At 72.7% G+C, this 24,590-nt stretch carries 20 protein-coding genes; 9 read left to right on the top strand and 11 right to left on the bottom strand.

What is annotated here, in order from left to right:
* Positions 1–229: 229 nt before the first annotated feature.
* A complete protein-coding gene (locus OG361_RS11385; RefSeq protein WP_405853210.1) occupies positions 230–1,141 on the bottom strand; it encodes a TIGR01777 family oxidoreductase in 912 nt (303 codons plus the stop codon).
* A 46-nt stretch (positions 1,142–1,187) separates the two neighbouring features.
* Between OG361_RS11385 and OG361_RS11380 the strand changes: the two genes are divergently transcribed.
* Entirely contained in the window at positions 1,188–1,724 is a 537-nt protein-coding gene (locus tag OG361_RS11380; RefSeq protein WP_405853209.1) for a GNAT family N-acetyltransferase, read from the top strand.
* 132 nt (positions 1,725–1,856) lie between these two features.
* Here the strand turns inward: OG361_RS11380 and OG361_RS11375 are convergent, their stop codons facing one another.
* The gene (locus OG361_RS11375) at positions 1,857–2,510 is read right to left on the bottom strand and encodes a TetR/AcrR family transcriptional regulator (RefSeq protein ID WP_405853208.1); all 654 of its coding nucleotides are present in this window, start codon (positions 2,508–2,510) and stop codon (positions 1,857–1,859) included.
* A gap of 120 nt (positions 2,511–2,630) precedes the next feature.
* Here OG361_RS11375 and OG361_RS11370 point away from each other — a divergent pair, with 120 nt between their 5' ends.
* Complete coding sequence (locus OG361_RS11370; RefSeq protein ID WP_405853207.1) at positions 2,631–3,425, top strand: SDR family NAD(P)-dependent oxidoreductase; 795 nt, start codon at positions 2,631–2,633, stop codon at positions 3,423–3,425.
* A 108-nt stretch (positions 3,426–3,533) separates the two neighbouring features.
* On the opposite strand, the gene OG361_RS11365 is transcribed toward OG361_RS11370, so the two are convergent.
* A complete protein-coding gene (locus tag OG361_RS11365; RefSeq protein ID WP_405862192.1) occupies positions 3,534–4,055 on the bottom strand; it encodes a DUF4240 domain-containing protein in 522 nt (173 codons plus the stop codon).
* A 99-nt stretch (positions 4,056–4,154) separates the two neighbouring features.
* Between OG361_RS11365 and OG361_RS11360 the strand changes: the two genes are divergently transcribed.
* On the top strand, positions 4,155–5,084 hold the full coding sequence (locus OG361_RS11360) for an SDR family oxidoreductase (protein WP_405853206.1): 930 nt from the start codon (positions 4,155–4,157) through the stop codon (positions 5,082–5,084).
* A gap of 12 nt (positions 5,085–5,096) precedes the next feature.
* Here the strand turns inward: OG361_RS11360 and OG361_RS11355 are convergent, their stop codons facing one another.
* The 6 genes from OG361_RS11355 to OG361_RS11330 all read right to left on the bottom strand — a co-directional run bounded on the left by OG361_RS11355 (position 5,097) and on the right by OG361_RS11330 (position 15,222).
* Positions 5,097–6,068: a helix-turn-helix transcriptional regulator gene (locus OG361_RS11355; protein WP_405853205.1), complete on the bottom strand. Its 972-nt coding sequence runs from the start codon at positions 6,066–6,068 to the stop codon at positions 5,097–5,099.
* Positions 6,069–6,301: 233 nt separating this feature from the next.
* A complete protein-coding gene (gene aceE, locus OG361_RS11350) occupies positions 6,302–9,007 on the bottom strand; it encodes a pyruvate dehydrogenase (acetyl-transferring), homodimeric type (RefSeq protein ID WP_405853204.1) in 2,706 nt (901 codons plus the stop codon).
* Between the two features lie 300 nt (positions 9,008–9,307).
* A complete protein-coding gene (locus tag OG361_RS11345) occupies positions 9,308–9,931 on the bottom strand; it encodes a GntR family transcriptional regulator (RefSeq protein WP_384566081.1) in 624 nt (207 codons plus the stop codon).
* 172 nt (positions 9,932–10,103) lie between these two features.
* Positions 10,104–11,849, bottom strand: coding sequence for a 2-oxoglutarate dehydrogenase, E2 component, dihydrolipoamide succinyltransferase (sucB, locus tag OG361_RS11340; RefSeq protein WP_405853203.1), 1,746 nt, complete (start codon positions 11,847–11,849; stop codon positions 10,104–10,106).
* 62 nt (positions 11,850–11,911) lie between these two features.
* Positions 11,912–13,300 carry a dihydrolipoyl dehydrogenase gene (gene lpdA / locus OG361_RS11335; RefSeq protein ID WP_384566075.1) on the bottom strand — a complete coding sequence of 463 codons (1,389 nt, stop codon included), beginning with the start codon at positions 13,298–13,300 and terminating at the stop codon, positions 11,912–11,914.
* 407 nt (positions 13,301–13,707) lie between these two features.
* Positions 13,708–15,222: a leucyl aminopeptidase gene (locus tag OG361_RS11330; protein WP_405853202.1), complete on the bottom strand. Its 1,515-nt coding sequence runs from the start codon at positions 15,220–15,222 to the stop codon at positions 13,708–13,710.
* Positions 15,223–15,535: 313 nt separating this feature from the next.
* On the opposite strand from OG361_RS11330, the gene OG361_RS11325 reads away from it, so the two are divergent.
* From OG361_RS11325 to OG361_RS11305, 5 genes are read left to right on the top strand one after another with little or no spacing between them, the layout of a single operon-like run.
* Positions 15,536–17,668 (top strand): hypothetical protein, encoded by a 2,133-nt coding sequence (locus OG361_RS11325; protein ID WP_405853201.1) that lies wholly within the window; start codon positions 15,536–15,538, stop codon positions 17,666–17,668.
* 26 nt (positions 17,669–17,694) lie between these two features.
* Positions 17,695–19,254 (top strand): GT4 family glycosyltransferase PelF, encoded by a 1,560-nt coding sequence (gene pelF, locus OG361_RS11320; protein ID WP_405853200.1) that lies wholly within the window; start codon positions 17,695–17,697, stop codon positions 19,252–19,254.
* The gene (locus OG361_RS11315; protein WP_405853199.1) at positions 19,251–20,756 is read left to right on the top strand and encodes a hypothetical protein; all 1,506 of its coding nucleotides are present in this window, start codon (positions 19,251–19,253) and stop codon (positions 20,754–20,756) included. The genes pelF and OG361_RS11315 overlap by 4 nt, the downstream gene beginning before the upstream one ends.
* 9 nt (positions 20,757–20,765) lie before the next feature.
* Positions 20,766–21,383 carry a spherulation-specific family 4 protein gene (locus OG361_RS11310; RefSeq protein ID WP_405853198.1) on the top strand — a complete coding sequence of 206 codons (618 nt, stop codon included), beginning with the start codon at positions 20,766–20,768 and terminating at the stop codon, positions 21,381–21,383.
* Positions 21,380–22,198: an endo alpha-1,4 polygalactosaminidase gene (locus OG361_RS11305; protein ID WP_405853197.1), complete on the top strand. Its 819-nt coding sequence runs from the start codon at positions 21,380–21,382 to the stop codon at positions 22,196–22,198. The genes OG361_RS11310 and OG361_RS11305 overlap by 4 nt, the downstream gene beginning before the upstream one ends.
* An 18-nt stretch (positions 22,199–22,216) precedes the next feature.
* Here OG361_RS11305 and cobS read toward each other — a convergent pair whose 3' ends face one another.
* Entirely contained in the window at positions 22,217–23,032 is an 816-nt protein-coding gene (cobS, locus tag OG361_RS11300) for an adenosylcobinamide-GDP ribazoletransferase (RefSeq protein ID WP_405853196.1), read from the bottom strand.
* A gap of 25 nt (positions 23,033–23,057) precedes the next feature.
* On the opposite strand from cobS, the gene OG361_RS11295 reads away from it, so the two are divergent.
* Complete coding sequence (locus tag OG361_RS11295) at positions 23,058–23,834, top strand: hypothetical protein (protein ID WP_405853195.1); 777 nt, start codon at positions 23,058–23,060, stop codon at positions 23,832–23,834.
* Here OG361_RS11295 and OG361_RS11290 read toward each other — a convergent pair.
* Positions 23,762–24,583: a hypothetical protein gene (locus OG361_RS11290; RefSeq protein WP_405853194.1), complete on the bottom strand. Its 822-nt coding sequence runs from the start codon at positions 24,581–24,583 to the stop codon at positions 23,762–23,764. The genes OG361_RS11295 and OG361_RS11290 overlap by 73 nt on opposite strands.
* Positions 24,584–24,590: the final 7 nt, after the last annotated feature.

Below are 24,590 nucleotides of genomic sequence, written 5' to 3'. Positions count from 1 at the left end.
CCGGAGTTCGGGCGCAAGGGAGGCCGGGTGCACGGGAGGCCGGGCGCACCAAAAGCCGGGCGCACCAGAAGCCGGGCGCACCAGAGGTCGGGCGCACAGGAGACCGTGCGCGCCCGACCACAGGTGCACCGGAGACCGTGCGTGCCAGGAGACCGTGCGTGCCCGGAGACCGCGCGTGCCCGGAGACCGCGCCCGCCCGGAGACCGCGCGCCCGGAGGCCGGGTGCGGCTCAGCGCGCGGCGGCCCGGATCGCGTCGTCGATCGTCGGGAAGGCGAAGTCGAAGCCGGACTCCAACAGCCGCCCCGGCAGCACACGCTGACTGCCCAGCACGTCCTGGGCGAAGTCCCCGAGCATCAGCTTCAGGGCGGGCGCGGGCACCGCGCAGAGCGTCGGCCGCCGCAGGACCCGGCCCATCGCGGCCGTCACCTCCCGGTTGGTGACCGGCTCGGGGGCCGTGAGGTTCACCGGGCCCGACAGGGACGGGGTGTCGACCAGATGGCGCAGGGCGGCCACCTCGTCGTGGAGGGAGATGTGGGACCAGTACTGGCGACCGTCGCCCATCCGCCCGCCGAGCCCGGCGCGGAAGACGGGGAAGAGCCGCCCCCAGGCCCCGCCCTCGCGCGCCACCACCAGGCCGGTGCGGGCGTAGGTGACGCGGATGCCGGCCTCCTCGGCGGGGGCCGCGGCGGCCTCCCACTCCACGCACACCGACGGCAGGAAGCCCGCCCCGGCGGGCGCGCTCTCGTCGACGGCGCGGTTTCCGGTGTCCCCGTACCAGCCGAGCGCCGTGCCGCAGACCAGGGCCTCCGGCGGCTCGGCGAGCGAGGCGAGCGCCTGGGAGATCGCGGTCGTGCCGAGGACCCGGCTGTCCCGGATCTCCCGCTTGTACGCCTCGGTCCAGCGGCGCTCGCCGACCCCGGCGCCCGCCAGGTGCACGACGGCGTCCACGCCGACGAGTCCGGCGGCGTCCACGTACAGCCGTTTCGGGTCCCACTCGACCTCGTCGGCGGTCGCGGCGGGCCGCCGGACGAGGCGGAGGACGTCGTGGCCGTCGGCGCGCAGGGAGCGGACGAGGGCCCGGCCGATGAGTCCGGAGGCGCCGGTGACGGCGACGCGCTTGCGGGGGGCGGAACGCTGCATGGGCCCATCCTGCCCTCCCGGCCCCGCGCGTGACACAGTGGCCGCCATGATCGTGCCGGAGACGCAGATTCGTATCGCCGACGCCGGGGACGAGGGCGCCCTCGCCGAGCTCGACCGGGCGAGCTGGTCGCCCGTGCACGCGGTGCTGCCCGCCCCGACGGAGCCGTACGAGCCCTTCTTCGACGCCCGCCACCGGCCCGAGGACTACCTCGTCGCGGTCGTCGGCGGAGAGCGCGTCGTCGGCGGCGAGGTCGTCGGTGGCGGCGAGGTCGTCGGCTACGTACGGCTCGTGCTGCCGACCCCGCTGGCCGCCACCGCCCACGTGCGCCAGATCCAGGGCCTGGTCGTCGCCGAGTCCGCCCGGGGCCGGGGCGTGGCGCGGGCGCTGCTGCGGGCCGCGGCGGACCGGGCCCGCGCGGAGGGCGCCCGCCGGATCACCCTGCGGGTCCTCGCGCACAACGCGCCGGCCCGCGCGCTCTACGCCTCGGAGGGGTTCGTGGTCGAGGGCGTCCTGCCGGGCGAGCTCCTGATCGCCGGGGAGTACGTGGACGACGTCCTCATGGGCCGCTCGCTGCTCGACTGAGACGTCACTCGGGCGAGGCGTCACTCGGGCCGGGCGTCACTCGGGCCGGGCGTCGCTCGGCCAAGACGTCACTCGGGCGAGACGTCACTCGTCCAAGGCGTCGCTCGGGCCAGACGTCACTCTGTCAAGGCGTCACTCCGCCGGCGTGTCCCCCAGCAACCGCATCCCGCCCATCAGCTCGCGCAGGCAGCGGACCGCGAGTTCGGCCGGTGAGCCCCCGCCGCGCACCGGCGCGTCCGACTCCGCCCAGCTTTCCAGGGCGATCCGGATGGCGTCGGTGGCCGCCGCCGCCGCGAGCCGTACCTCCAGGGGGTCGGCCCCCGGCCCGGCGAGCCCGGCCAGGACCTCGCGCAGCTTCTCCTCGGACTCCTGGTTGACCCGGTACCAGACGGCCCGGAGGGCGGGGTCCTCCGCGGCCGCCCGCAGCAGTCCGCGCGTCCAGCGCAGCCCCTCGGCAGCCGTCTCGTCCTCCGCCGCAAGCGACTCGGCGATCGAGCGCTCCAGCGCCTCGGGGAGCCCGGCCTCCGTACCGGGGGCGGCCGCCGCCAGCCGCTCGCGCCAGCGGTCGGCGCCGCCCGCGAGGAGCGGGGCCACGGCGTCCTGCTTGGAGCGGAAGTACCGGTAGAAGGTGCGCAGGGCGACCCCGGCCCGCTGGGCGATGTCCTCGGCCGTGGTGCCGTCGGGGCCGTGCTCGGTGAAGAGCTCGGCGGCGGCGCGGGCGATGTCCAGCTGGGTCGCGGCCTTGCGGCGCTCCGTCAGCGTCAGGGAGGGGGGCTTGGTGCTCACCGTACGAAGCGTACGCCCGCACCTGCCGGAAGTGCGTGAAGTGCAACTATGGCAAAACGTGCCACTTGGGCGTACGGTGGCGGCGTTCCACGGAAAGCTTGACATCGAGAGGTTGCCGCCATGAACCAGCTGACCCGTTACGAAGGACGCCGCGCCCTCATCACCGGCGGTGGCTCCGGCATCGGCCAGGCCACCGTGCTCCGCGTGCTCGCGGAGGGCGGCCGGGTCGTCGCCGCCGACATCAGCGAGGACGGTCTCAAGGACACCGTCGCCAAGGCCGGCGACGCCGCCGACCGCCTCACCACGGTCGTCGTGAACGTCGCCGACGAGGCCTCCGTACGGGCCGGCGTCGCCGCCGCCGTCGAGGCGCTCGGCGGACTGGACGTCCTGGTCAACGCGGCCGGCATCCTGCGCTCCTCGCACACCCACGAGACGAGCCTCGACTCCTTCGAGCAGGTCATCCGGATCAACCTCACCGGCACCTTCCTCGTGATCCGCGAGGCGATACCCGCCCTCCTGGAGGGCAACGGCTCCGCCGTCGTGAACTTCTCCTCCACCTCCGCGATGTTCGCCCACCCCTACATGGCGGCCTACGCGGCCAGCAAGGGCGGCATCCAGTCCATGACCCACGCGCTCGCCGCCGAGTACGCCAAGCAGGGCATCCGCTTCACCGCCGTCCAGCCCGGCTCCATCTCCTCCGGCATGACCGACGGCACCGGCGCCAGCCGCCAGAGCGTCGGCCCCGGCCTCCCCGAGGACGCCGACTTCTCCCTCTTCATGAAGCTCGCCCCCGCCCTCGGCCAGGGCTTCGCCGGCCCCGAGACCGTCGCCGGCGTCGTGGCGATGCTCGCGAGCGAGGACGGCAGGTTCATCACCGGCACCGAGGTCCGCATCGACGGCGGGACGCACTTCTGACGGGACACCCCCATCGACCACGCGTACACCCGCTTCGGCGCGGTCGACCGGTACGGGCCCCTGGGGGTTTCCCCAGGGGCCCGTACCGGTCGACTCCAGGTCGGTCGGCTAACCCGCCCCGAAGCGCTCCCACAGCCGGGGGAAGCGGGCCGCGAGCACGTCGTCGTCCTCCAGGTCGAAGGGCGCGCCCAGCGGCTCCCCGCCCGGCATGGGAATGCCCAGGTCGGGCGTTTCGGCGCCGGTGAGCTGCTCGTACGCCTCGTCCGCCGCGAAGCCGATCTCCTCGCCGTCCCCGTCGATCTCCAGGTCGAAGTCGCCGAGCAGCTCGGCGAGCGCGTCCGGATCGTGCACCGCGCCCTCGAAGACCTCCCGGCCCTGGCCGATGAGCCAGCAGCGGAAGGAGTCGAAGGTCTCGTCGCCCGCCCCGTCGAAGAGCACGGCGGCCGCGCCCCACAGATCCCAGAGGTACGCGCGGTTGTAGCGGGCCTCGAAATGGCGTGCGTAGTCGAGCACGGAGTCGGGATCCAGCTTGGTCAGCCGTTCCACGAGCAGATCGGCGTGATCCTCGGGGTCGCCCTCGGCGGCCTCGCGGGTGGCGTCGATGATCTCCCAGAACTCGGTCTCGTCCATCACGGGACCAGCATCACGGCTCGCGGAGCGCCACGCACCCGGAATGCCCGAAATGAATCCGGACAGAAGATGGCGTGCTTTCCTGCCAGTCTGATGCCCATGACGACTGAGACGACCGAATCGAAGCCGCTGCACGGACGGATCTGCCTGGTCGCGGGAGCGACCCGGGGCGCCGGACGGGGGATCGCCGTCCAGCTCGGGGCCGCCGGGGCCACCGTGTACGTCACCGGGCGCACCACCCGCGAGCAGGTCAGCGAGGTCGGCCGGGCCACCGAGACCATCGAGGAGACCGCCGAACTGGTGACGGCGGCCGGCGGCGAGGGCATCGCCGTGCCGACCGACCATCTGGAGCAGGACCAGGTCCGGGCGCTCATCGACCGGATCGACCGGGAGCGGGGCCGCCTCGACGTCCTCGTCAACGACGTGTGGGGCGGCGAGCACCTCCTCGTCTTCGGGAAGAAGACCTGGGAGAACGACCTCACCGGCGGCCTCAGGATGCTCGAACTGGGGGTGCGGACACACCTCGTCACCTCGCACACGGCCCTGCCGCTCCTCATCCGGAACCCCGGCGGACTCGTCGTCGAGGTCACGGACGGCACCACCGAGTACAACGGCACCCGGTTCCGCGAGAACCTCTTCTACGACCTCGCCAAGAACGCCCCGCTCCGGATGGCCTTCGGCCTCGGCAGGGAACTGGAGGAGCACGGCGCGACGGCGGTCGCCCTCACCCCCGGCTGGCTCAGGTCCGAGCAGATGCTCGCCGCCTTCGGTGTCACGGAGGAGAACTGGCGCGACGCCGTCGAGAAGGTCCCCGGCTTCGCCGTCGCCGAGTCCCCGGCGTACGTCGGACGGGCCGTCGCCGCCCTCGCCGCCGACCCCGACCGGCACCGCTGGAACGGGCGGTCGCTCTCCAGCGGCGGGCTGGCCCAGGAGTACGGCTTCACCGACGCGGACGGCTCGCGGCCGGACGCCTGGGGCTTCATCGTCGCCGGCGAGACGGGCGAGCCGGACGTGAACGACTACCGGTAGCCGCCGGTCACGTCAGGAGTACAGCTCGCCGAGCGCGCGGGCCGCCGCCTCGAAACGGGCGCGGAGGGAGTCCGGGGCCAGCACCTCGGCCTCCGCGCCCAGACCGAGCAGCTGCGAGAAGGCGACCTCCTCGCTCTCCACCCGGAGCGTCACCGTCACCCGGCCGCCCGTCTCCTCGTCCCGCGTCCCCGCAGCGAGGGCCTCCTCGGCGGCCGCCCGGTCCGTCACGTACGGGAGTCTGCGAGCACCCGCCTCCGAAAGACGCACCACGACCTCGGCCCGCAGAAGCGAGCGGGCGAACTCCGCCGCCCGCTCCTCCCAGAAGGCCGAGAGCTCGAAGCCCTCGTCCCGGACGAACCGCTCCTCGCCCACGGCCACCGCCGTGAACCGGTCCACGCGATACGTACGGAACGAGGAGTCGGCCCGGGCGCACACGTACCAGACGCCCGCCTTCAGGACGAGGCCGTACGGGCACAGCTCCCGCTCCACCTCCTCGCCGTCCCCGCGCCGATAGCGGGCCGAGACCCACCGGTCGTCCCAGACCGCCTCCGCGATCGGGGCGAGCAGCTCCGGCGTCTCCGGCTCCTGGTACCAGCCGGGCGCGTCCAGGTGGAAGCGCCGGCCCACCGCGTCGGGGGCGTCCCGCAGCGAGGGCAGCAGCGCCGCCGACACCTTGAGCCGGGCCGCCGACGCCGCGTCCGCCAGCCCCAGATCGCGCAGCGCGCCCGGCAGCCCGGAGAGGAACAGCGCCTCCGCCTCACCGCGCGCGAGCCCCGTGAGCCGCGTCCGGTAGCCGCCGATCAGCCGGTATCCACCCGCCCGCCCCCGGTCCGCGTACACGGGAACCCCCGCCTCGGAGAGGGCGAGGGCGTCACGGGTGATGGTCCGTTCCGACACCTCCAGCTCCGCGGCGAGCTCGGCCGCCGTCATCGACGGACGCGACTGGAGCAGCAGGACCAACTTGATGAGGCGGGCGGCACGCATGGAAGGAGCCTATTTCGCGGGTACGCCGAGGGGCCGCCCCCGTACGAGAAGTACGGGCACGCCGAGGGGCCGCCCCCGTACGAGAAGTACGGGCACGCCGAGGGGCCGCCCCCGTACGAGAAGTACAGGTACGCCGAGGGGCCGCCCCCGTACGAGAAGTACAGGTACGCCGAGGGGCCGCCCCCGTACGAGAAGTACAGGCGCGGCCCCTCGGACCGATCAAGCCGGCCGGACTACAGGCCGTAGCGCTCGCGCGCCTCCTTCACGGCCGTCGCCTGGACCTCGCCGCGTCGCGCCAGCTGCGCGAGCGCCGCGACGACGATCGACTGGGCGTCGACGCCGAAGTGGCGGCGGGCCGCGTCGCGGGTGTCCGAGAGGCCGAAGCCGTCGGCGCCCAGCGAGGACCAGTCCTGCTCGACCCACTGCGCGATCTGGTCGGGGACCTGGCGCATGTAGTCGGAGACCGCGAGGACCGGGGAGGTGATGCCGTCCAGGGCCTTGCGGATGTACGGCACCTGCTCCTCGCCGCGCAGGAGCGCCGCGTCGGCGTCCAGGGCGTCGCGCCGCAGCTCCGTCCAGGAGGTCGCGGACCACACGTCGGCGGCCACGCCCCACTCGGCGGCGAGCAGCTTCTGCGCCTCCAGGGCCCAGTGGATCGCCGTGCCGGAGGAGAGCAGCTGGATCCGCGAGGCGTTCGCGGGCAGGTCGAGACCGGCCGACTCCGCGGTGTTGAAGCGGTACAGGCCCTTGATGATGCCCTCGTCGATGCCGGACGGCTTGGCCGGCTGCGGCATCGGCTCGTTGTAGACGGTGAGGTAGTAGAAGACGTCCTGGTCCTCGCCCTCGGCGGCCTCGCCGTACATCCGGCGCAGACCCTCCTTGACGATGGTCGCGACCTCGTAGGCGAAGGCCGGGTCGTACGTCAGCGCCGCCGGGTTGGTGGCCGCGATCACCGGGGAGTGGCCGTCGGCGTGCTGGAGGCCCTCACCGGTCAGGGTGGTGCGGCCGGCGGTCGCGCCGACGAGGAAGCCGCGGCCGAGCTGGTCGCCGAGCTGCCACATCTGGTCGGCGGTCCGCTGCCAGCCGAACATCGAGTAGAAGATGTAGAACGGGATCATCGCTTCGCCGTGCGTGGAGTACGCGGTGGACGCGGCGATGAAGTCGGCCATCGAACCGGCCTCGGTGATCCCCTCGTTGAGGATCTGGCCGTTGACGGCCTCCTTGTAGTACATCAGCTGGTCGCGGTCGACCGGCTCGTACGTCTGGCCCTTCGGCGAGTAGATGCCGAGCGACGGGAAGAGCGACTCCATACCGAAGGTACGGGCCTCGTCCGGGACGATCGGGACCCAGCGCTTGCCGGTCTCCTTGTCGCGGATCAGATCCTTGATCAGTCGCACGAACGCCATCGTCGTCGCCATCGACTGCGAGCCGGAGCCCTTGTCGAAGGCGGCGAAGGCCTTCTCGGCCGGAGCCGGCAGCGGGGCGAGCGCGTGGGTGCGGCGGGCCGGGGCCGGGCCGCCGAGGGACGCGCGGCGCTCCTGGAGGTAGCGGACCTCGGGGGAGTCGGCGCCGGGGTGACCGTAGGGCACCTGGCCGTCGACGAACTGCGCGTCCGAGATCGGCAGTTCGAGAAGGTCACGCATGTTCTTGAACTCGTCGGTCGACAGCTTCTTCATCTGGTGGTTCGCGTTCTTCGACGCGAAGCCCTCACCGAGGGTGAAGCCCTTGACGGTCTGCGCGAGGATGACCGTCGGCGCGCCCTTGAACTCCAGGGCGGCCTTGTACGCGGCGTACACCTTGCGCGGCTCGTGGCCACCGCGGGAGAGGTGGAAACACTCCAGGATCTTGTCGTCGCTCAGCAGCTGCGCCATCGCGACGAGCGCCGGGTCCTTGCCGAAGAAGTCCTGGCGGATGTAGGCGGCGTCGCGGGTCTGGTACGTCTGGACCTGCGCGTCCGGCACCTCGCGGAGGCGGCGGACGAGGGCGCCGGTGGTGTCGAGCGCGAACAGCTCGTCCCAGGCGTTGCCCCACAGCGACTTCACGACGTTCCAGCCGGCGCCGCGGAACTGGGCCTCCAGCTCCTGGACGATCTTGAAGTTGGCGCGGACCGGGCCGTCGAGGCGCTGCAGGTTGCAGTTGATGACGAAGGTCAGGTTGTCCAGACCCTCGCGGGCGGCGAGCGCGAGGGCTGCCGTCGACTCGGGCTCGTCCATCTCGCCGTCACCGAGGAAGGCCCACACGTGGGAGGCGGAGACGTCCTTGATGGCACGGTTCGTCAGGTAGCGGTTGAAGCGCGCCTGGTAGATCGCCGAGAGCGGGCCGAGACCCATGGAGACGGTGGGGAACTCCCACAGCCAGGGCAGTCGGCGCGGGTGCGGGTAGGAGGGCAGGCCGTTGCCGCCGGACTCCTGCCGGAAGTTGTCGAGCTGGGCCTCGCCGAGGCGCCCGTCGAGGAAGGCGCGGGCGTAGATGCCGGGGGAGGCGTGGCCCTGGATGTAGAGCTGGTCGCCGGAACCGTCGGCTTCCTTGCCCTTGAAGAAGTGGTTGAAGCCGGTCTCGTAGAGCCAGGCCGCGGAGGCGAAGGTGGCGATGTGGCCGCCGACGCCGTACTTGGAGCCGCGGGTGACCATCGCGGCCGCGTTCCAGCGGTTCCAGGCGGTGATCTTCCGTTCCATCTCCTCGTCGCCGCCGAACTCGCCGATGGACGGCTCCGCGGAGGTGGGGATGGTGTTGACGTAGTCCGTCTCCAGCAGCTTGGGCAGGGCGAGGCCCGCGCCCTCGGCGTGCTGGAGCGTGCGGCGCATCAGGTAGGCGGCCCGGTGGGGGCCGGCGGCCTTGGTGACGGCGTCCAGGGAGGCCGCCCATTCGGCGGTCTCCTCGGTGTCACGGTCCGGGAGCTGGTCGAGCTCGCTCGGAATCTTGCCTACGGGATCGGTCATGATCGCCGCCTTCCGGACAGGTGGGGGTGGAGATGGTGGCCATGTCTGGCAGGACAGGGCGAAGGGCCGGGTGTGGCCCGCCGAAGACTGTAAGCCAGCGATCGATGATCGATCAAAGGGTTGAAGGGGAAAACCTCTTCAGATCGAGAAAGTCGGCACAGGGTGCCGCGTAATGGGGCACCGGGTGCCGCGTTTTCGTCTCGTTTTCGCAGGTGGGAGCCGCTGTATGAGGGGGTGCTCGCACGAATGAGCGGGTCCACCCCGGGGTGAGCCCGCTCACTGTGCGTACAAGCAGGGGGGTCAGGCTCGGGGTGCGCAGCCCAGGACGTGGGCCTTCACGAGCGCCCCGATGTTCGGGTCGCCCCGGCGGAAGGCCTCCACGAGCTCCTGGTGCTCCTCCGCGTACGACTTCTGGACCGTGCCGAGCCAGCGGATCGACAGGGCCGTGAAGACCTCGATGCCCAGCGTCTCCCAGGTGTGCAGCAGTACGCCGTTGCCCGCCGCCTTCACCAGCTCCCGGTGGAAGGCCACCGTGTGCCGCACCTGGGCCGTGCCGTCGGAGGTCGCGTCCGCCTCGTACAACGCCGTCACGTGCGGCTCCAGGGCCGAGCAGTCCGTCGCGAGCCGCCCGGCCGCCAGCTCGGCCGCGATCTGCTCCAGACCGGCCCGTACGGGGTAGCTCTCCTCCAGATCGGCCGCGGTCAGGTTGCGGACCCGGACGCCCTTGTTGGGGGCGGACTCGATCAGTCGCAGCGACTCCAGCTCGCGCAGGGCCTCGCGGACCGGGGTCTGGCTGACCTCGAGCTCGGTCGCGATCCGGCGCTCCACGATGCGCTCGCCCGGCTTCCAGCGGCCGCTGACGATCCCCTCCACGATGTGCTCGCGGATCTGTTCGCGCAGCGAGTGGACGACGGGGACGGTCATGAAGGCTCCTTGGGGAGTGTTGACCCTTAGACAATACGGCGGCGCCCCCGTCCGGAAACACTTCCGGGCGGGGGCGCCGCAGGTGAGGCTCGTTACGTTGCCGTACGGACCGAGCCCCGTATGCCTGTTGCGGACCGATGCCTCAGAGACCGGGGTCTCACAGGCCGGGGTCTCACAGGCCGAGGTCGACCTCGAACTCGCCGGCCTCCAGGATCGCCTTGACGGCCGTCAGGTAGCGGGCGGCGTCGGCGCCGTCCACCAGACGGTGGTCGTAGGACAGGGCGACGTAGGTCATGTCGCGGATCGCGATCGTCTCACCCAGGTCCGGGTGGTTGATGACGACCGGACGGCGCACGGTGGCGCCGATGCCCAGGATGGCGACCTGGTTCGGGGGCACGATGATCGTGTCGAACAGCGCACCGCGCGAACCGGTGTTGGAGATGGTGAAGGTCGCACCGGCCAGGTCGTCCGGCGTGATCTTGCTGGCGCGCACGGCGCCGGCCAGCTCCGCGGTCTTCTTCGAGATGCCGGCGATGTTGAGGTCGCCCGCACCCTTGATGACCGGGGTCATCAGACCCTTCTCGGAGTCCACCGCGATACCGATGTTCTCGGTGTCGAAGTAGGTGATCGTGCCCTCGTCCTCGTTGATCCGGGCGTTGATGACCGGGTAGGCCTTCAGCGCCTGGGCCGCCGCCTTCACGAAGAACGGCATCGGGGAGAGCTTGACGCCCTCACGGGCGGCGAAGGCGTCCTTGGCGCGGGCGCGCAGCTTCATCAGCTTCGTGATGTCGACCTCGACGACCGAGGTCAGCTGGGCCTGGCCGTGCAGCGCCTTCATCATGTTGTCGCCGATGACCTTGCGCATGCGGGTCATCTTGACGGTCTGGCCGCGCAGCGGGGAGGCCTCGAGGGCCGGGGCCTTCGGCGCCGCGGCCGGAGCGGCGGCGACGGGGGCCGGGGCGGCCTTCTTGGCCTCGGCGGCCGCGAGGACGTCCTGCTTGCGGATACGACCGCCGACGCCGGAACCCTTGACGGCCGTCAGGTCGACACCGTTCTCGGTGGCGAGCTTGCGGACGAGCGGAGTCACGTACGCGCCGTCCTCGGCCGGAGCCGGAACCGGGGTGACCAGCGCCGGAGCGATGGACGGGGCGGCCGGCGCGACCGGAGCCGGAGCGGCGACGGGGGCGGCGGGCGCGACCGGAGCCGGAGCGGCGACCGGGGCGGCCGGAGCCGCCGGGGCCGGAGCGGCGGCCGGAGCCGGAGCGGCGGCGGGGGCGGCCGGGGCAGCCGGAGCCGGGGCGGCCGGAGCGGCACCCGCGGCGCCGATGACGGCCAGCTTGGCGCCGACCTCGGCGGACTCGTCCTCGGCGACGACGATCTCCAGGAGGACACCCGAGACCGGGGCCGGGATCTCGGTGTCGACCTTGTCCGTGGAGACCTCGAGCAGCGGCTCGTCGGCCTCGACGGTCTCGCCGACCGACTTCAGCCAGCGGGTCACGGTGCCCTCGGTGACGGACTCGCCCAGCGCGGGCAGCACGACGTCGGTGCCGGCGGCACCGCCCGCCGGAGCCGCGGCGGGGGCCTCGGCGACCGGCGCCGGAGCGGCCGGGGCCTCGGCCACGGGGGCCGGGGCGGCGACGGGCTCGGCGGCCGGAGCCGGAGCCGCGGCCGGGGCGCCGGTGCCGTCGTCGATGATGGCCAGCTCGGCGCCGACCTCCACCGTCTCGTCCTCGGCGACCTTGATGGAGGCCAGGATGCCCGAGGCGGGGGCGGGGATCTCGGTGTCGACCTTGTCGGTCGAGACCTCGAGCAGCGGCTCGTCGGCCTCGACACGCTCACCCTCGGCCTTGAGCCAGCGGGTGACGGTGCCCTCGGTGACGCTCTCGCCGAGCGCCGGCAGGGTTACGGAAACCGACATGGTTTCAGTTGCTCCTAACGAATTGCGGAAAGTGGTCGTCGCGCCCTGTGATGACGTCAGCGTCAGTCGTGGGAGTGCAGCGGCTTGCCGGCCAGGGCCAGGTGGGCCTCGCCGAGCGCCTCGTTCTGCGTCGGGTGGGCGTGGATGAGCTGCGCGACCTCGGCCGGCAGCGCCTCCCAGTTGTAGATCAGCTGCGCTTCGCCGACCTGCTCGCCCATGCGGTCACCGACCATGTGGACGCCGACCACGGCACCGTCCTTGACCTGGACGAGCTTGATCTCGCCCGCGGTCTTGAGGATCTTGCTCTTGCCGTTGCCCGCGAGGTTGTACTTCAGGGCGACGACCTTGTCCGCGCCGTAGATCTCCTTGGCCTTGGCCTCGGTGATGCCGACGGAGGCGACCTCGGGGTGGCAGTACGTCACCCGCGGCACGCCGTCGTAGTCGATCGGCACGGCCTTCAGGCCCGCGATGCGCTCCGCGACGAGGATGCCCTCGGCGAAGCCGACGTGCGCGAGCTGGAGCGTCGGGACGAGGTCGCCCACGGCCGAGATCGTCGGCACGTTGGTACGCATGTACTCGTCGACCAGGACGTAGCCGCGGTCCATCGCGACGCCCTGCTCCTCGTAGCCGAGACCGGCGGAGACCGGGCCGCGGCCGATCGCGACGAGCAGCACCTCGGCCTCGAAGGTCTTGCCGTCGGCGAGGGTGACCTTGACGCCGTTGTCCGTGTACTCGGCGGACTGGAAGAAGGTGCCGAGGTTGAACTTGATGCCGCGCTTGCGGAACGCGCGCTCAAGAAGCTTCGAGCTGTTCTCGTCCTCGACGGGGACGAGGTGCTTCATGCCCTCGATGACCGTCACGTCGGTCCCGAAGGACTTCCACGCGGAGGCGAACTCGACGCCGATGACGCCGCCGCCGAGGATGATCGCGGACTCCGGGACCCGGTCCAGGGTCAGCGCGTGGTCCGAGGTGATGATCCGGTTGCCGTCGATCTCCAGACCGGGGAGCGACTTCGGCACGGAGCCCGTGGCGAGGAGGACGTGACGGCCCTCGACGCGACGGCCGTCCACGTCGACGGAGGTCGGGGAGGAGAGGTGACCCGTCCCCTCGATGTAGGTCACCTTGCGGGAGGCGACGAGACCCTGCAGACCCTTGTACAGGCCCGAGATCACGTCGTCCTTGTACTTGTGCACGCCCTTGATGTCGATGCCCTCGAAGGAGGCCTTGACACCGAACTGCTCCGCCTCGCGAGCCTGGTCGGCGACCTCGCCGGCGTGGAGCAGGGCCTTCGTCGGGATGCAGCCGTTGTGCAGGCAGGTGCCGCCGAGCTTGTTCTTCTCGATCAGTGCGACGTCCAGGCCCAGCTGCGCTCCGCGCAGCGCCGCGGCGTAACCGCCGCTACCGCCGCCGAGGATCACTAGGTCGAAAACGGTGCTGGCGTCGTTCGCCACGTCACGTCCTCCATGCATGTGCGCTCGTCGCCGGTCTTCAGTGACCGGGCGGCGGCTGGTGTTCGGCCGCTTTATTTCGGCCCTGTGGTGGGGGCCCTGTCCTGCCGAGAACCCATCTTCGCACTTGTTGACGGATGGCGGGACGCGGGGCCGCGCTCTGAGACGGCCGATCGTCCGTACGGAGGGATCGCCCCAGCGTACGAACCTACGGATTTCGTCGCGAGCGGACAACCACGAAGGCCCCGGGTGCGTTACCCAGGGCCTTCGCTACGAGCACGAGCGAGCCGAAGGGGCGCGCCGCTGTCGAGAGGGAGAACGCGCGGAGGTCGCGTGGCGACCGAGCACGTTCGACCGTCGACAGCGGCTCAAGCGCCCCGGAGGCGAGCCGAGCCCTGAAGAAGGGGAGCTCAGAGCTGGCCGGCCGCCGTGCGCTCGGCCAGCTTCACCAGGGTGCGCACCGAGGAGCCGGTGCCGCCCTTCGGGGTGTACCCGTACGGGGCGCCCTCGTGGAAGGCCGGGCCCGCGATGTCCAGGTGGGCCCAGGTGATGCCCTCGCCCACGAACTCCTGGAGGAAGAGACCGGCGACCAGGCCGCCGCCCATCCGCTCGCCCATGTTGGCGATGTCGGCGGTGGGGGAGTCCATGCCCTTGCGCAGGTCCGCCGGGAGCGGCATCGGCCAGGACGCCTCGCCGACCTCCTCCGCGACCTCGTGGATCGCGGTGCGGTAGTCGTCGTCGTTGGCCATGATGCCGAAGGTGCGGTTGCCCAGGGCCAGGACCATGGCGCCGGTCAGGGTCGCCACGTCGACGATCGCGTCCGGGTGCTCCTCGGAGGCCTTGGTCAGCGCGTCGGCGAGGACGAGACGGCCCTCGGCGTCGGTGTTCAGGACCTCGACGGTCTTGCCGCTGTACATGCGCAGCACGTCACCCGGGCGGGTGGCGTTGCCGGACGGCATGTTCTCGGCGAGGGCGAGCCAGCCGGTGACGTTGACGGCGAGACCGATGCGGGAGGCGGCCACGACGGCGGCGAACACGGCGGCGGCGCCGCTCATGTCGCACTTCATCGTCTCGTTGTGGCCGGCCGGCTTCAGGGAGATGCCGCCCGAGTCGTAGGTGATGCCCTTGCCGACGAGGGCGAGGGTCTTCTCCGCCTTCGGGTGGGTGTAGGCGACCCGGACCAGGCGCGGGCCGCGGACGGCGCCCTTGCCGACGCCGAGGATGCCGCCGTAGCCGCCCTTGTCGAGCGCCTTCTCGTCGAGCACCTGCACCTTGAGGCCGTGCTCCTTGCCCGCGACCGTGACGATGGCGGCGAACGACTCGGGGTAGAGGTCGTTCGGCGGCATGTTGATCAGGTCGCGGGCGCGGTTGATCTCCTCGGCGACGGCCTGCGCGCGCTCGGCGGCGGCCTTGTGGGCCTTGTCGCGCGGCTTGGCACCGAGCAGGGCGACCTCGGCGAGCGGCTTCTTCGCGTCCTTGGCCTCATTCGCCGTCCTGTACGCGTCGAAGGCGTACGCACCGAGCAGCGCGCCCTCGGCGACGGCGGCGGCGTCCTCGGCGGAGGCGATCGGCAGCGCGAAGGCGGCCTTCTTGGCGCCGGTCAGGGTGCGGGCGGCGGTGCCGGCGGCGCGGCGGAGGGTCTCCGCGGCGTACGACTCGCCGTCCTCGGGGGCGGTGCCCAGGCCGACGGCCAGGACGACCGGGGCCTTGAGACCGGCGGGCGCGGGCAGCTTGGTCGCCTCACCCTCGGTACCCGAAGCGCCCAGGGTCTCCAGGACGGCGGCGAGCCGGCCGTCGAAGGCCTTGTCGACGGCCTCGGCGCCCGAGGCGACGACGAGCGTCTTCCCGGACTTCGCGACGCCGACCACGAGGGCGTCGGCGCGCAGCGTCGCCGCACCGGCAGTGCTGAGAGTGAGAGCAGTCACGGTGGTGAATTCTCGCTTCCATTGAGTTCTGTAGCGGTCGAGGGATGGGCCGACCGTGCCCGCCGCATCGTATTTCGGCCCGGAGAGCGCCGAGAACGAGCCTACGCTCGCTCACCGCGTTCGCTCACGGCGGCAGTGATTCACTCATCCGTGGTGTCTCTTTCATGTTTACCGTTCAGGCTCGGAGCGCTCGTCCACACTCGCCTCATTCCTGCAAGGCGACGCACTCGCCTTCGCGTCATCTGCATCATCTCCACAGGTTCCACCGGTCCGGTTCCGGGCCCGGCGGGCCTGCCGAGGGGGGACACCAACGATGGACTCCGGCCGAATCCGTACGCCCAGAACCGCTCGCCGCACCGCGCGGGGCGCCACAGCGGGCACCGCCCGAACCACCCGCGCCACCCGCACCGCGCCCCGTACCGCCAAGGTCGCGGCCCTCGCCGCCGCCGCGCTGCTCGCCACCGTCGTCCCGTCCGCGCAGGCCGTGGCCGCGCCGGTGCCCCGCGTCGACCTGACGGTCCTCGTCGTCGACGACGGGGGCAGCGCCGTCGGGGCGATCACCGCGGAGCTGAAGGGCTCCGGCGTCCCGTACCGCCGGATCGACCTCAACGACCCGAACCGTCCGGTCCTCGACACGGCCTTCCTCAGCGACACGCTCGACGGGCGCCCCCGCGCCAAGTACCAGGGCGTCGTCCTGCCCCACGAGAGCGCCTTCGGCCCCGACTCCGCCGAGCACACCGCCCTCCAGACGTACGAGCGGACCTTCGGGATCCCGCAGGTCGACGCCTACACCTGGTCGCACCCCGGCGTCGGGCTCGACTACACCAACGAGGGCGGCTGGTCCGGCGTCCTCGACGGGACCACGGCCGGCGTCACCGCCGCCGGGAAGACGGGCCCCTTCCGCTACCTCGCGGGGGCGCTCACCTTCGAGGACAACGACCCGGCGATCGCCGAGAGCTACGGCTACGCGGGCCGCCCCCGCGCCGGCTTCACCAGCTACCTCGACATCCCCGTCGACGGTGCGGGCGGCCGGGCCAGCCTCATCGGCGAGTACACCGCCGACGGGCGCCGCGAGCTCGTCGTCACCTTCGCCTACAACCAGTACCAGCGGCAGTACCGGGCCCTCGCGCGCGGCATCGTCGAATGGCTCACCCAGGGCGTCCACCTCGGACAGAGCCGCAACTACCTCTCCGTCCACGTCGACGACGTCTTCGCCCCCGACGCCCGCTGGGACACCGCCCTCAACTGCACCCCCGGCGACTTCGACTGCGTCGGCGACGACGGCGAGGGCGTCAACCCCATCCGGATGACCGTCGCCGACGCCCAGTACGCGGCCGCCTGGCAGAAGTCCTCCGGCTTCACCCTCGACATGGTCTACAACGGCGGCCAGGGCGAGCAGTGGAAGACCGAGCACGGCGGCAGCGACCCGCTCACCGACCGGCTGGTCGCGGACCGCGCCCAGTACCGGTGGATCAACCACACCTACACCCACCCCTTCCTCGGCTGCGTCCAGGACAACACCACCGTCCCCTGGCAGTGCGCCAAGGACATCTCGGGCAACACCCTGTGGGTCAGCCGCTCCGAGCTCTCCGGCCAGATCCGGAACAACCACAACTGGGCCGTGGGCAAGGGCATCTCCGTCGACCGCTCCGAACTCGTCACCGGCGAGCACTCCGGTCTGAAGACCCTGCCCCAGCAGCCCGTCGACAATCCGAACCTCGCCGGCGCCCTCGCCGACAACGGCGTGAAGTGGACCGGCAGCGACAACTCCCGCGAGCCGCAGCAGCGTTCGATCGGCACCTCCGCCGGCGCCGCGAAGACCGTGCCCCGCCACCCCATGAACGTGTACTACAACGTGGGCACGGCCGCCGAGATGACCGACGAGTACAACTGGATCTACACCTCCCGCGCCGACGGCGGCAGCGGCATCTGCGAGGACAACCCCCTGTCCACCTGCCTGCCCGCCCCGCTCCCCACCACCACCGGCTACGCCGAGCGGATCGTCCCGCAGGAGGCCCGCACGGCCCTCTCCCACGTGCTGGGCAACGACCCCCGCCCGCACTACGTGCACCAGTCCAACCTGGCCGAGGAACGGCTCCTCTACCCCGTACTCGACCGCGTACTCTCCGACTACCGGGCCCTGTTCGCGCCCACCACACCGCTGGTGAACCCGCGTCAGAAGGACGTCGGCACCGAGCTGAACCGCCGCGCCGCCTGGGACCAGGCGATCGCCGCAGGAAAGGTCACCGCCTACCGCATCGGCACCACGGTCGTCGTCAAGGCCCCGTCCGGCCTCACCGTGCCCGTCACCGCACCCGAGGGCACCCGCAAGCAGCTCCTGCTCGGCTCGACCGCCTTCGGCTCGGCCTACGCGGGGACCCGCTCGGCCTGGACCACGCCCGAACTGCTCCAGACCGCCGTCACACTCACGCTCCCGACCGCCTGACCAGCACGTCCTGGGGGGAAACGCACATGCCGAGCAGTGGCCGTCATGTCACCATGCTCACCGAAGGCACCTATCCGCACGTCCACGGCGGCGTCAGCACCTGGTGCGACCAGCTCGTCCGCGGCATGCCTGAGGTCGACTTCGAGATCCTCGCCCTCACCGGCAGCGGCCGCGAACCCGTCACCTGGGAGCTGCCGCCCAACATCACCCGGCACACCGCGTTCCCCCTCTGGGGCCACCCGCAGGGGCCTGCCGCGCCCGGCCTGTTCGCCGGAGCGCGCCGGCCCCTGCGGGGGCGGGAACGCCGCCGCTTCCTCGACACGTACGAACGCCTGCTGCTCGCCCTCCTCGACCCGGAGGCGGGCTGCGACTTCGGCGGGAGCCTGTACGAGCTGGCCGAACTCGCCCGGCAGGGGCGGCTGACGGCCGCCCTGCGCTCCGAACCGGCCCTGCGCTCCCTGATGTGGATCTGGACCATGCCGCACCTGCCGACGCTTGCGGCCCGGCCCACCGTCCACGACGCGCTCACCGTCACCGACCTGCTGGAACACGCCCTGCGCCCGCTCGCCGCCCGGATAGCCGCCGGCAGTGTGGCGCACGCCGTCTCCAGCGGCCTCGCCACGCTGCCCGCGCTCGCCGCGCAGCACTTCGAAGGGGTGCCCTTCCTGCTCACCGAACACGGCATCTACCTCCGCGAGCGCTATCTCGGCTACCGCACCGAGGCACAGCGCTGGCCCGTCAAGGCCCTCATGCTCGGCTTCTACCGCGAGCTCAACACGCTCGGCTACCGCAAGGCCGACCTCATCACCCCCTGCAACCAGTACAACCGGCGCTGGGAGGAGCGCGGCGGCGCCCCCGCCGACCGCATCCGCACCGTCTACAACGGCGTCGACCCGGCCCTCTTCCCGGAGGCCGGACCGGAACCCGAGACCCCCACCCTCAGCTGGTGCGGGCGGGTCGACCCCATCAAGGACCTGGAGACACTGATCCGGGCCTACGCGATCTGCCGCGCCGAACTCCCCGAACTGCGGCTCCGGTTGTTCGGACCGGTCCCCGCCGGGAACGAGGACTACCTCACCCGCCTGGAGAAGCTCGCCGCCGAACTGGGCGTCACCGACGGCATCACCTTCGAGGGCCGGGTCTCCGAGGTGCCGCGCGCCTACGCCGCCGGCAGCGTGGTCATGCTCTCCTCCATCAGCGAGGGCTTCCCCTTCTCCCTCATCGAGGCCATGTCCTGCGGCCGGGCGACCGTGTCGACGGACGTCGGCGGGGTACGGGAGGCCGTCGGCGACACCGGGATCGTCGTCCCGCCCCGCGAACCGGCCGTCATGGCCGCCGCCGTCACCGCACTGCTCAGGGACGGGGCCAGGCGCGCCGAACTCGGCCGTCTGGCGCGCCGGCGGGTCATCGACCGGTTCACCCTGAACCGCTCGGTGGACGGCTTCCGCCAGATCTACCGCGAACTGGCGGGCGAACGGCCCGCCCCCCGCCCGCGCCCCCGCCTCGCCCCGAGGGCGTGGACGATCCGCCTCCCCGCTCCCCGCCGCACGCCCGCGGCGCTCGTGGCGGGAGGCACCCCGGCATGAGCGGCTCCCTCTGGCTCAGACCCCCGACCACGGCGACCCCGCTCCCGTCGATCCCCCGCCCCCGCGGGGAGAGCCGCGCCCCCGGCTCCACCGCCGGTGGGACGGGCCCGGGCTCCACCGCATGCGAGACCGGCCCCGGCGCCACCGCCGGCAAGACCGGCCCCGCCGGCGGTGAGCTCGCCGCCGACCCGCTCGACGAACTCGCCGCGCGGCTCGAAGGCTTCGTCGCCGTCGCCGTGCATCCGGACGAGATCGCCGCGCTCCTCGAGTCCGACGGCATGACCGACGACCACATACGCCTCACCTACGGCCGCGCCGACTCCTTCGCGCTCGCGGAGGACCTCTACGCGCGCGTGGAGCGGCACCACCCCGCACCGGAGGCGCCGCCCACCGGCCCCTGGCACAGCGCACTCGCGGGCTGCCTCCTGCGCGGGCTCGTCTTCGCGCTGCCCGGCCTCGCGTACGTACTCGCCGCGCCGCTCCTCGCCGGGGAGCACGGCCGGTTCGGGCTCCCCGCCGGAACCGTCCCCCTCCTCGCCGGGGCCGTCACCGGCTGGGTGTGGAACCAGGCCATCGCCCACCGCGCCTACACCTGGCTCGGCCTCGGCGACCGGCCCGCCGCCGCCCGCGCCCTGCTCACCGGCGCCCCGGCGGGCGCCCTCATCGGATCGGCCGTGGCGCTCGCGACCGCCGCACCGGGTGAGACGCCGGCCGCCCTGTTCGCCGCCGGTCAGTCGCTCTACCTCGCCGCCGCGACCGTCCTCCTGGTCCTCGGCCGCGAACGGGCCCTGCTCTGCGCCCTGCTGCCGCTGGCCGGAGCGATCCCCGCCTTCCGCTGGGACCTGCCCGACCTCCTGCGCGCCGGTCTCCTCCTCACCTCACTGACCGCCGCGGTCGCCTTCGCGGCGCTCGTGCTCCGGCCGGGCGTGCGGCGCGGGGCGGCGGGCCGGGGCGGGCCGCCGCGGGCCGCCTCCCTCCCGTACGGACTCTTCGGCCTCGGCAGCGGCCTGCTCGTCCTCCACGCGGGCATCGGCGACACCCTCGTGAGCGGCGCCGGGGCGGTCGTCGCGCTCACCCTCTCCATGGGGCCGGCCGAATGGCTGCTGCACCGCTTCCGGGGCGAGAGCCTCACCCGGCTGCGGACCCTGACCACGGCCCGCGAGTTCCGCCGGGCGGTCACCGGCACCCTCGTCCTCTGCCTCGGCGGCTACCTCACCGTGCTCGTCGCCCTCACCCTCGCCGCGACGCTGGCCTGGCCGGGGGTGCCCTGGCCGACACTGCCGCGGCTGGTCACCCTGCTCGTCATCGGGACCGTGCTCTGGCTGGGGCTGCTGCTCCAGGCCTTCGGGGCGGTGCTGAGCGCGGCGGCCGTCTGCCTGCTCGCGGCGGCGGCGCAGACCGCGGTGCCCGCGGCGGGCCCGGTGGCGACCGGGGGAGCGGCGGCGCTGCTGGCCGTCCTCGCCTGTGTTCTGCTGGTACGACCGACCGCCCACCGCGCGTAGAGGGTGACCGTGACGCCTTCTCTCCTGGTGCCGTACTACGAGCACCCCGCCGACCGCCCCGAGGCCTGGTCGGCCCTCGTCGACGCCGCGGACTCCCTCCACGGCGTCGTCCTCAACCCGGCGAGCGGCGCGGGGGAGGCCCCCGACCCCGCGTTCGCCGAGGTGTCCGCGCGGCTGCGGGCCGCCGGTGTCCGCGTCCTCGGCTACGTCGACACCGACTACGGCCGCCGCCCACAGGCCGAGGTCGTCACCGACCTGCTCCGGCACCGGGACTGGTACGCCGCCGACGGGGCCTTCCTCGACCAGGTGTCGACCGCGCCCGGCGCCCTCGCCCACTACCGGCGGATCGCGGTCGCGGCCCGGGCAGCCGGGGCCGCGACCCTCGTCCTCAACCACGGCGCCCACCCGGACCCGGGGTACGAGGAGCTCGCCGACCTCCTCGTCACCTTCGAGGGCCCCTGGGACACGTACCGGACGCTCGACCTCCCGGCCGCCCCGCACTACTGCCACCTCGTCTACGGGGCCCCGCCCGGCGTCCGTCCGGCGACCTGGGTGCACTGCGCCGTCCCCGGTGCGGGTGCGCACCCCTGGGGCACCCTTCCGCACCTCCTGGAGCCCGCCCGATGAGACGTCTGCTGCCCCTGCTCGCGGGGCTGTTGCTCCTGGCCACGGCCTGTACGACGGCCCCCGGCCCGGGTCCCGGGCCCACTCCCGATCCAAAGCCCGATCCGACGCCCGCTCCGGACCGCTGGCGGCCGAAGCCGGGCCTGGCCTGGCAGTGGCAGCTCAGCGGGCGTCTCGACCCGACGGTCGACGTCCCCGTCTACGACATCGACGGCTTCGACCACCCGGCGTCCACGGTGAAGGACCTGCACGCCCGGGGCCGCAAGGTCATCTGCTATCTCTCCACCGGCGCCTGGGAGGAGTTCCGCCCGGACGCCGGCCGCTTCCCGAAGTCCGTCCTCGGCACGGGCAACGGCTGGGAGGGCGAGCGCTGGCTCGACATCCGCCGCACCGACGTCCTCGAACCGCTCATGGCGAAGCGGCTCGACATGTGCCGGGACAAGGGCTTCGACGCCGTCGAACCCGACAACATGGACGGCTACCGGAACCGTACCGGCTTCCCCCTCACCGCCGCCGACCAGCTCCGCTACAACCGCCTCATCGCCCGCCTGGCCCACGACCGGGGCCTCGCGGTCGGCCTCAAGAACGACCTGGACCAGATCCCCCGGCTGCTCCCGGACTTCGACTTCGCGGTCAACGAGCAGTGCGCCGAGTACGACGAGTGCGGCCGTCTGGCCCCGTTCGTGGCGGCGGGCAAGGCCGTCTTCCACGTCGAGTACGAGCTGGAGGCCCGGGAGTTCTGCCCCCAGACCCGGAAGCTGGGCCTCAGCTCGATGCAGAAGCGGTACGAGCTCGGGGCGTGGCGCCGGGCCTGCTAGGGGGTGCCCGGGGGTGCCCTAGGAGGATCCCCCCACGGTCAGCGCCATCAGCGCCGCCGTCGCCGCCGTCTCCTCCACGGCGCCGAACACGTCCCCGGTCACCCCGCCGAACCGCCGTACGCACCGGCGCAGCAGCAGCGCCGCCGCGCCCAGGGCCGCGCCGGCGGCCAGCACGTTCCGTACCGCGTCGTAGGGGGAGAGGAGGAGGCCCGCGGCCGCGCAGGCCACCAGGACGAGTGCGGTCGTGAGGGTCGCGGAGCGGACCGGGACGGTCGCCGCGACGATCGCCCCGAGGCCCTCGGGGCGGGCCGCCGGAACGCCTTGGCGGGAGGCGTGGGTGAGGGCGAGGCGGGCGACGGTGGCGGCGAGGACGGCGGCGATCGTGCCGTGCGCCCAGCCCTCCTCGTACAGCCGGGTGAGGGCGGCGACCTGGGCGAGCAGGACGAGGAGCATCGTGATGACGCCGAACGGGCCGATGTCCGACTGCTTCATGATGCGCAGCGCGTCCTCGGCGGGCTTGGCGCTGCCGAGGCCGTCCGCCGTGTCCGCGAGGCCGTCGAGGTGGAGTCCGCGGGTGAGCAGGGCGGGGACGGCGGTGGTGACGACGGCCGCGAGCAGCGGCCCCGAGCCGAGCAGCAGGAACGTCCCGCCGAGCGCCGCGGAGGCGAGGCCGACGACCAGGCCGGCGAGCGGGGCGCAGAGCATGCCTGCGCGCGCCGCGTCCCGGTCCCAGCGGGTGATGCGGGCGGGGAGCACCGTGAGGGTGCCGAAGGCGAAACGCAGGCCGTCCATCCGGGCAGGGTAATCGCCGCCCCTGGGCGGTAGATTACGCATTACGCGCAAATCGGAACGAGGTGGCATGGGTCACTGGTTCACCCGGAACATCGTCGAGCCGGGCAAGCTCCCGATGCTGCTCGCTCTGACCTCGTTCGTCCTGACATTCCTGGTCACCCGTACCGTCACCCGGCTCATCAGGGCGGGGAAGGGGCCCTTCGGGAACGTCTCGTCGGGCGGACTCCATATTCATCACGTCGTGCCCGGCGTCGTCCTGGCCGTCATCGGCGGCTTCGGCGCGGTGGCCAGCGGCCGGCACGGCGTCGGCGCGGCGGCCTTCGCCGTCGTCTTCGGGATCGGCGCGGGGCTCGTCCTGGACGAGTTCGCGCTGATCCTCCATCTCGACGACGTGTACTGGACGGACGAGGGCCGCAAGAGCGTCGAGGTGGTCGTGCTCACGGCGGCCCTGGTCGGGCTCGTCCTGAGCGGCTTCTCCCCGCTCGGCGTCGACGACATGACCGCCGACGAACGCCAGGACCGGGCCACCTTCCTGCTCACCCTGGCGGTGAACTTCCTCTTCATCCTGATCGCCCTGGTGAAGGGGAAGTTCCGGATGGCGGTGATCGGCACCCTGATCCCGTTCGTGGCGATCATCGGGGCCGTACGCCTCGCCCGCCCCGACTCCTGGTGGTCCCGGCGCTTCTACGGCCGCCGCCACCGGGCCCGCGCCCGCGCCCATCTCCGTACGTACCGCCACGACAAGCGCTGGACCAAGGTGCGGCGCCGCGTTCAGGACGTGATCGGCGGCTTCCAGGAGCGGGTCCCCGGACGGGGCTCGCCCCCCTCGGACCCTCCGTCCTGACCCCGGCCCTGACCCCGGCCCCGGCCCTGACCCCGGCCCTGAACCTGACCCCGGCCCCGGCCCTGCCCCCGGCCCCGCTCCCGCCCGGCCTGGATCGCGATGAGGACGAGGACGCCCGCGATGGCCGCGAGGTGCTCCTTGCCCGCCAGGTTCGGCTTGACGATCACCTCGACGACCATGGCCGCGACCACCGCGCCGCCCGTCCACCACGCCCGGTAGCGCCAGCAGACGTAGACGGCGAGGCCCACCACCGCCGCCGAAGGGCCGGTGTCGACCACCCGCGCGTCGGCGGCGGGCAGTCCCAGCGGCCCGAGCGGTCCGTCGGGGCCGAGCGCGATGCCGACCCGCGCGTACAGCGTCCCGGAGAGCGTGGCCAGAAAGGCGACGGCGAGCGTCCGCCACCGCCCGAGACAGATCTCGGCGATCCCGAACACCAGCAGGACCTGCGCCAGGGCGCCCCAGACGGGCAGGTCGAGCGCGGGGACGAAGAGCGAGAGCGGGGTCCGGAGCAGCGCGAGCCAGAGCGGGTCCTCGGCCCGTACGGAGCCGATGTTCTGGACCGGCTGGTAGCCCCGGTCCTGGTTCTGTACGAGCTGGAAGAGGGCCGTCAGACAGACGGCGGCCAGCGTCATCGGCACCGCGCGCCACTTCCGCGCGACGAGCCCCGCCCGTACGGTGCCGAACAGCGGCCCCCACTCGCGGCGCGCGAATCGGGCGACGGGACCGCGCACCGCTCTCTCTCCGCGCACCGCCCTC

The sequence above is a fragment of the Streptomyces sp. NBC_00090 genome (assembly GCF_045160815.1).
Taxonomy (GTDB): Bacteria; Actinomycetota; Actinomycetes; order Streptomycetales; family Streptomycetaceae; genus Streptomyces.
The sequence above is the reverse complement of the archived record's forward strand: the minus strand, read 5'-3'. Positions and strand labels throughout refer to the sequence as shown.

Bases quoted from the DNA above. Each gene is read 5' to 3' on its own strand.
- OG361_RS11315 (WP_405853199.1), top strand. From the start codon at position 19,251: ATGAGCGGCTCCCTCTGGCTCAGACCCCCGACCACGGCGACCCCGCTC.
- OG361_RS11385 (WP_405853210.1), bottom strand. From the start codon at position 1,141: ATGCAGCGTTCCGCCCCCCGCAAGCGCGTCGCCGTCACCGGCGCCTCC.
- OG361_RS11365 (WP_405862192.1), bottom strand. From the start codon at position 4,055: ATGGACGAGACCGAGTTCTGGGAGATCATCGACGCCACCCGCGAGGCC.
- aceE (WP_405853204.1), bottom strand. From the start codon at position 9,007: ATGACCGATCCCGTAGGCAAGATTCCGAGCGAGCTCGACCAGCTCCCG.
- OG361_RS11345 (WP_384566081.1), bottom strand. From the start codon at position 9,931: ATGACCGTCCCCGTCGTCCACTCGCTGCGCGAACAGATCCGCGAGCAC.
- sucB (WP_405853203.1), bottom strand. From the start codon at position 11,849: ATGTCGGTTTCCGTAACCCTGCCGGCGCTCGGCGAGAGCGTCACCGAG.
- OG361_RS11355 (WP_405853205.1), bottom strand. From the start codon at position 6,068: ATGCGTGCCGCCCGCCTCATCAAGTTGGTCCTGCTGCTCCAGTCGCGT.
- OG361_RS11305 (WP_405853197.1), top strand. From the start codon at position 21,380: ATGAGACGTCTGCTGCCCCTGCTCGCGGGGCTGTTGCTCCTGGCCACG.
- OG361_RS11380 (WP_405853209.1), top strand. From the start codon at position 1,188: ATGATCGTGCCGGAGACGCAGATTCGTATCGCCGACGCCGGGGACGAG.
- OG361_RS11360 (WP_405853206.1), top strand. From the start codon at position 4,155: ATGACGACTGAGACGACCGAATCGAAGCCGCTGCACGGACGGATCTGC.
- cobS (WP_405853196.1), bottom strand. From the start codon at position 23,032: ATGCGTAATCTACCGCCCAGGGGCGGCGATTACCCTGCCCGGATGGAC.
- OG361_RS11370 (WP_405853207.1), top strand. From the start codon at position 2,631: ATGAACCAGCTGACCCGTTACGAAGGACGCCGCGCCCTCATCACCGGC.
- pelF (WP_405853200.1), top strand. From the start codon at position 17,695: ATGCCGAGCAGTGGCCGTCATGTCACCATGCTCACCGAAGGCACCTAT.
- OG361_RS11325 (WP_405853201.1), top strand. From the start codon at position 15,536: ATGGACTCCGGCCGAATCCGTACGCCCAGAACCGCTCGCCGCACCGCG.
- OG361_RS11295 (WP_405853195.1), top strand. From the start codon at position 23,058: ATGGGTCACTGGTTCACCCGGAACATCGTCGAGCCGGGCAAGCTCCCG.